6 protein-coding genes are annotated in these 5497 nt (G+C 69.1%); 2 read left to right on the top strand and 4 right to left on the bottom strand.

Annotated features, from left to right (window positions below; genetic code table 11):
• Window positions 1-151, bottom strand: a 151-nt coding sequence (locus QZV72_RS07490) for an ACT domain-containing protein (RefSeq protein ID WP_297006813.1), incomplete at its 3' end; no start/stop codon positions are given.
• Between the two features lie 70 nt (window positions 152-221).
• Window positions 222-1067, bottom strand: coding sequence for an alpha/beta fold hydrolase (locus QZV72_RS07485; protein WP_297006808.1), 846 nt, complete (start codon window positions 1065-1067; stop codon window positions 222-224).
• Between the two features lie 149 nt (window positions 1068-1216).
• Between QZV72_RS07485 and clpX the strand changes: the two genes are divergently transcribed.
• Window positions 1217-2500 (top strand): ATP-dependent Clp protease ATP-binding subunit ClpX, encoded by a 1284-nt coding sequence (clpX, locus tag QZV72_RS07480; RefSeq protein ID WP_297006811.1) that lies wholly within the window; start codon window positions 1217-1219, stop codon window positions 2498-2500.
• 52 nt (window positions 2501-2552) lie between these two features.
• Here clpX and QZV72_RS07475 read toward each other — a convergent pair whose 3' ends face one another.
• On the bottom strand, window positions 2553-3545 hold the full coding sequence (locus QZV72_RS07475) for a TetR family transcriptional regulator (protein ID WP_297006805.1): 993 nt from the start codon (window positions 3543-3545) through the stop codon (window positions 2553-2555).
• Between the two features lie 232 nt (window positions 3546-3777).
• Between QZV72_RS07475 and QZV72_RS07470 the strand changes: the two genes are divergently transcribed.
• Window positions 3778-4821, top strand: a complete 1044-nt coding sequence (locus tag QZV72_RS07470) for a malate dehydrogenase (RefSeq protein ID WP_297006803.1) — start codon at window positions 3778-3780, stop codon at window positions 4819-4821.
• Window positions 4822-4912: 91 nt separating this feature from the next.
• On the opposite strand, the gene QZV72_RS07465 is transcribed toward QZV72_RS07470, so the two are convergent.
• Window positions 4913-5497 (bottom strand): 2-oxo-4-hydroxy-4-carboxy-5-ureidoimidazoline decarboxylase (locus tag QZV72_RS07465; protein ID WP_297006801.1); only part of this gene is annotated, 585 nt, incomplete at its 5' end.

Here is a 5497-nt window from a genome sequence, read left to right as displayed (position 1 = left end):
GGTCGTTGCTGGAGTACTGGTCCAGGGCGGTGATGTTGCCGCCGTTGCGGGTGATCACAGCGGTGACGTGGGAGACGATGCCGGGCTGGTCAGGGCCGTGGACGATCAGGCATGCCTGGTCGATCAGGGAGGGGATGGACGGTCCTGTCATGCCGGACGTGCTCACTTCGGGTTCCTAACGGTACGGGGGGTTGGTCGTACGTGTCGTACGGGATGCCCCCTCAGTATGCCGTCCAGTGCTCCCGCAGTGCGTCACCGACCTGTCCCGGCAGCTCGACCGGCAGCAGATGGGCCCCGGGGAGGACCAGATGACGCACCGCCGTGGGGATGGCGTCATTCATCTGCGCCAGGGTCGCCGGGGGACAGGTCGGGTCCTGGTCACCGGCCAGTGTGAGGGTGGGCACGGTGATCTGACCCAGCAGTTCCCGCCCGTTGAAGGTGGACAGGGCGTCGCACGCCCCGGCGTAACCCTCGACGGATGTGCGGGTGATCATCTCCTGGACCGCGAGTGCGGTGCCGGGCCGGGCACGCCGGAAATCCTCTGTCAACCAGCGGGGGACCGTTCCCTCCGACAGTTCCCGCAGGGTGATGATCCCGCGGCTGCGTACCGCGAGGGCCTTGGTCCCCCAGTCCTCCGGATCCCCGAAGGACGGGGCGGTGCACATCAGGGTCAGGGTACGGACGCGCTGCGGGGCACGCGCCGCGATGTGCTGGGCGACAGCACCGCCGATCGACAGACCGACGAGGTCGACGGCACCGGTCCCGAGCGTGTCGAGGGTGTCGCAGACGTCCGCGGCGAGATCGGCGATCGTGGTGGGACCGGCCGGTTCCGGGTAACCACCTGCGGGACCGGGCAGGGGGGACGCCCCGTGGCCACGGTGGTCCAGGGCGATGAGACGGAAGGGCTCCCCGACAGCGCCGTCACTGGCGCCGTCACCGGCGATGCCGCTGACGGCGTCCTGGAGGGGAGCCCACATGTCCACCGACGAGCCGAGCGCGCCGAGCAGGACGACGGCACGGGCGTCCGGACCTTGGTGGCCGGTGATCCGGGAATGCAGGATGGTCATGCCGCCCAGCCTACGGAAAGGCAGGGTTGCGGCGGGGTACACTCGACCGGAGCTGACCGGTCCGTTGTGCCCCTGGTGCCCACGGACCGGCCTGACGAGTCAGAAGAGCCCCGACGAGATCACAGGAGTGGCCCGACCCTATGGCGACAATGCAGGAAAGCGGCGAGCTGCTGAAGTGTTCCTTCTGCGGTAAGAGTCAGAAGCAGGTGCGCAAGCTCATCGCCGGCCCCGGTGTCTACATCTGCGACGAGTGCATCGAGCTCTGCAACGAGATCATCGACGAGGAACTCGCCGCCGGTGGTGGCGACGTCGACACCACCGACCTACCGCACCCCGCGGCCATCACCCGCTTCCTCGACGAGTACGTCATCGGCCAGGAGGACGCCAAACGCACCCTCGCCGTCGCCGTCTACAACCACTACAAGCGGATCCGGGCGGAGACCGACAGTGCCACCGCCGCCAGCGCCCGTCGTTCCGACGATGAGGTCGAGCTGTCCAAGTCGAACATCCTCATGCTCGGCCCCACCGGCTCCGGCAAGACCTACCTTGCCCAGTCCCTGGCGCGGATGCTCGACGTCCCCTTCGCCATCGCGGACGCCACCAGTCTCACCGAGGCCGGCTACGTCGGTGAGGACGTGGAGAACATCCTGCTCAAACTGCTGCAGGCCGCCGACTTCGATGTCTCCCGCGCCCAGCAGGGGATCATCTACGTCGACGAGGTCGACAAGATCTCCCGGAAATCCGAGAACCCGTCGATCACCCGCGACGTCTCCGGTGAGGGTGTGCAGCAGGCGCTGCTGAAGATTCTCGAGGGCACGGTCGCAGCCGTTCCGCCGCAGGGCGGACGCAAGCACCCGAACCAGGAGTTCATCCAGTTCGATACGAAGAACGTCCTGTTCATCGTCTCGGGTGCCTTCGCCGGTCTGGAGAAGGTCATCTCCGACCGGCGCGGGAGGAAGGGCGTGGGCTTCGGTGCGGAGATCCGCGGCAAGGCGGACGAGGAGAAGGATCCCTTCCGGTTCGTCGAGCCGGAGGACCTGGTGAAGTTCGGGCTGATCCCCGAGCTCATCGGGCGTCTGCCCGTCATCACCCATGTCGGCCACCTCGACGCCGACGCCCTCGTCCGTATCCTCACCGAACCGAAGAACTCCCTCGTGAGGCAGTACCAGCGACTCTTCGAGATGGACGGGGTGCGCCTCACCTTCGAGGAGGACGCACTCGCCGCGGTCGCGGAGAAGGCACTGGAGCGTGGTACCGGTGCTCGCGGCCTGCGGTCGATTGTCGAGTCGATCCTGCTGCCGGTGATGTACACCATCCCGGACGACACCGGCACCGGCGAGGTCATCATCACCGGGGACAGTGTGCGTACCGGTGCCGACCCGCAGCTGCTGACCCATGAAGAGGTCGCCGAGCGCGAGCAACGTTCCGCCTGACCGAAGGGTTGACCTGCTGTGACCCGTCCCCGCCGACCCCCGGGGCCGCGGGTCAGTCCTCGTAGAGTGAGCCGATCCCGTCGTCAGCGGTGTTCTCGTCGGCACCTGCGGCGTCGCGGTACTCCAGGTAGTCCAGGAAACCGAGCTCGGAATCGACGGCGACGCCGCTCCACGGTGTCACGGCAACCCGGCCCGACCCTTCGTCAGCGGTGGCCGGCCCCGCAGCGTCCTCCCCGGACATCTCGGAACGGTCACCGTCCCCGGCGGAGTACAGGGACGCGGAGACTGAGGTGGGTGCCATGACAGTGGGGGAGGCGTGGGTGTAGGAACTGCCCTGGGCCGTCGGCATCGACGTCGTGAGGAACGCCAGCACCGCGTCACAGGCCAGCAACTCCAGACCGTCGACGGTCGGACCGTAGTCGACGTCGGTGGCGTAGTGGGCGTGGAAGGTCGCGCCCTGCGCTGTGGGGAAGGCGCACAGCGAGGTGATGAGCACATAGACGTCCTCGGCGGAGACACCGGGACGGAACGCCCCGAAATCCTGGCCGCGCATGAGCACCCGGTCGATCTGCAGCACCACCGGCGACGATTCCAGGATCTCCGGACGCCCGGTGACATGGGCGTGGCCCTGGATGTTCTCGGCGAGGATCAGCCGCACGGCGTCCGGGTGGGCGCGGTGGCGACGGTAGGCCGTGCGCACCAGTATGCGGACCGCCTCGGCGGGGGAGTAGTCCTCGACATCCATGTCGGAGGGACGCGGCCACAGCAGCCGGAAAGCGTACCGCAGGGCCTCGTCGTAGAGCCCCTCCACATCGGACAACAACGGGTGGTCCACCGGGACTCCCGCGCCGACGGCGATGTCGCCGGTGTTCGCGTGCCGACCGGAACGGACCAGTTCCGGCAGGGCGGTATCGAGGATCAGACGGTACTCGTCGATGGAGCAGCCGTAGCGGCGGAAGGTGTCGGGGACGACCTCGAGACGTGCGGCGACATGATTCCAGTCGGCCTCGTCGGTGATGACCGGAGTCACGGGGTGCAGCGTCATGCCGGGCATTCCTTCCAGGGACGGGTATCCGGGGGTACGGGGGTGGCGGGTTCGGGGGTGCCCGCCCCCCGCCGGGGTCAGATCACAGGGACCTTCGGGTGTACCCCCACACTAGTAGGTCTGGTGCGGACAATGGCCACACCCGAACCCGTGTCCACCTAACAGGGGGTGATCGCTGGTCTGCCCCTAGACTGGCTGGCGGACAACCCACAGACATCAAGGAGTGCCCACCGTGCAACCCGCGCCATCCGCCGCTTCATCCGCCGGCCGGTCCGCCGTCCCCTCCACCCCGCCCGTGACGGTTACCGTCACCGGTGCCGCCGGACAGATCGCCTACGCCCTGCTCTTCCGCATCGCCGCGGGCGACGTCTTCGGTCCCGGCACCGACGTCAACCTCCGGCTCCTCGAGATCCCCGCGGCCACCGCCGCAGCAGGGGGCGTCGCCATGGAACTGCAGGACGCCGCATTCCCGCTCCTCGGTACCGTCACCGTCACCGACGACGCAGCTGTCGCGTTCACCGGGGCGGACGCGGCCTTCCTCGTCGGCGCCAGGCCCCGGGGCCGGGGCGCGGAACGCTCCGAACTGCTCGCCGACAACGGCGGCATCTTCGGCCCCCAGGGCAGGGCGATCGCGGCCAACGCCAACCCCGGCGTCCGCGTCCTCGTCGTCGGCAACCCGGCGAACACCAACGCCGGCATCACCGCGGTGGCCGGCGGGCTGCCCAGCGGGTCCGTCACCGCGATGACCCGGCTGGACCACAACCGTGCCCTGTCCCGGGTCGCCGCGCGGCTCGGGGTGCCGGTGTCCACCCTGCACCGGATGACGGTGTGGGGCAACCACTCGACCACCCAGTTCCCGGACATCACGGAGCTGGTCGATGACTCGGGCCGCGCCCTCGCCGACGATCTCGGCGGGGCCGGGGGGCCGTGGAGCACCGGTGAGTTCATCCCGGGGGTCGCCGGGCGCGGCGCCGAGATCATCAGTGTGCGCGGGTCATCCTCGGCGGCCTCCGCAGCCAGTGCCGCGGTGGACCACATGCGTGACTGGGTCCACGGCACACCCGCGGGTGACTGGGTCTCGGTGGTGCTGCCGTCCGACGGTTCCTACGGGGTGCCCGAGGGACTCATGTGCAGTTTCCCGTGTCGGTCGGTCAACGGGGTCTGGGAGATCGTGCAGGGCCTGGACCTCTCCGCGGTGCAACAGTCCCGCCTGGACGCCTCGGTCGCCGAACTGCGGGAGGAGTGGGAGATGGTGCGCTCCCTCGGGCTTCTCTGACCTGTCCCCGCCCTGTCCCCGTCCTGTCCCTGCCGTCTCCCACAGCAGGGGAGGGGCGCCGGTCCCCTCCGGGGGCGGGGCCGGGCGGGCGTCACCCCAGATGGTCGAACTTGGACTCCCACGCCGCGGCGACGGGGTTGGCGTCCGCGATGAGGTTGTTGAACCGGTCATTGGAGATCTCGACGACCTCACCGAGCAGCTGCAGGTGCTCCTGCTCCGGGGAGTTCTCCAGGCGGCGCAGCCCCTCGGTGATGATCTGTGAGCGGGTGTCCATCCGCCCCAGACAGGCGACGAACGGCATCCCGAACCGGGCCGCGTACTGGGCGGAGAGGTCACGGAGCTGCTCCTGTTCCACGTCGTCCATCTCCTCCAGGGCCAGTGACCCGGCGAACCCGGACTCGCGGTGCAGTGCGTCGGCGTCGAGCAGGAGGTCCGCCATCGACGGGTAGTCGTGGATCAGGGCGTCCTGCTGCGTGCGGGGTGCGGTGAGCACCGCGTCCTGCACCGCCTCCCGCAGATCCTGGACCGACCCGAACGGCGCGGCGGCGTGGGCCCGTTCCAACGGCCACGTCGCATTGTTGAACAACGGGGCGAAGGTCGCGAGGAAGGTCGCCCGGTCCATTGCGTTGACGTCGGAGAGTGAGACCATCCGGCCCGCCGCATCACGCGTGACGTC

Source organism: uncultured Corynebacterium sp., assembly GCF_902782855.1.
Taxonomy (GTDB): Bacteria; Actinomycetota; Actinomycetes; order Mycobacteriales; family Mycobacteriaceae; genus Corynebacterium.
Note: the sequence above shows the minus strand (reverse complement) of the source record. Positions and strands in the feature narration are given on the sequence as shown.

What these genes read in the sequence shown, in the direction of transcription:
- QZV72_RS07485 (WP_297006808.1), bottom strand. Translation starts at nt 1,067, where the DNA reads ATGACCATCCTGCATTCCCGGATCACCGGCCACCAAGGTCCGGACGCC.
- clpX (WP_297006811.1), top strand. Translation starts at nt 1,217, where the DNA reads ATGCAGGAAAGCGGCGAGCTGCTGAAGTGTTCCTTCTGCGGTAAGAGT.
- QZV72_RS07475 (WP_297006805.1), bottom strand. Translation starts at nt 3,545, where the DNA reads ATGACGCTGCACCCCGTGACTCCGGTCATCACCGACGAGGCCGACTGG.